A 946-nucleotide genomic window follows, 5' to 3' on the forward strand; every position below is an offset into this window, starting at 1 on the left:
TATCTTCATAGGTGATGGCAACAAGATAGAAACCCTTACAAATAAAGGAACTATAGAAGCAGGCAACAATGGTATAACTTTTTATGCATTTGATACAAATAAAAAGCCCGTTAATATTGGTAAAATCACTATAGAAGAAGGTGGTGTTATTAAAGCAGGCAATGATGCAATCCATATAGATGGAAGTAAAAATGGTATTGAGGGTGAAGGCATTGAAGTTAAAGCAGGGGGTAGATTAGAAGGTGGTAATGCAGGTATTTATATAGGTGGCGGTAAGCAAGTAAATACTAGCATCAATGTATCTGGAACTATCCAAGGTGGTAATGGGGGTATTATAAATACTGGAACCATTGGAAAAGAAGGACAAGAAAAACAAGAATACGGAATCACTATTGAAAATGAAGGTCTTATTGCTTCTGCAAAAGGAAGTGGTATTTTAAATACTGACAATGGAATTATTTATGGTAATATCTTCAATAGAAGTAATAATAATTTAAGTTTAAAAAATGATTCTGATGCGACTATTACAAGTGGTATTAAAAATGAAGGTGGTGGAACCATCTTTGTTAATAACCAAGGAACCATAGATAAAGATAATAGTGGCAATCATTTAACTAATAGCGGATCTGGTAGCATAGTCATAGAAGATTGGCTTGTTACTACAGATAAAGATACAGGTAAATTAGACACTATAATTGTAGGTGGAAATGGAAATGTAAGTGCTGATAAAATCACTATAGATGAGGGTAATCTCGATCTAGGACAACTTGATAATATAAACAATATCATCTCAGGTGTTAATCAAGGCAATATTGGCAATATAGGAACCAATGGAGGTGGAGAAATATCTTTAAGCTATGATCCATTAACAGGAAAGCTTACTACAGATTTTAATCTTAATGCTTCCATATCAGGTGCAACCTTTAGATCTTTAATCTCTACTACT

Annotated in this window: 1 pseudogene; it reads left to right on the forward strand. The window is 33.3% G+C overall.

The window, feature by feature from the left end:
* A pseudogene (locus tag AJN69_RS09915) lies at nucleotides 1-946 on the forward strand (hypothetical protein); the annotation flags it as partial.

It is taken from the genome of Campylobacter sp. BCW_4338, from assembly GCF_001763255.1.
Taxonomy (GTDB): Bacteria; Campylobacterota; Campylobacteria; order Campylobacterales; family Campylobacteraceae; genus Campylobacter_D; species Campylobacter_D jejuni.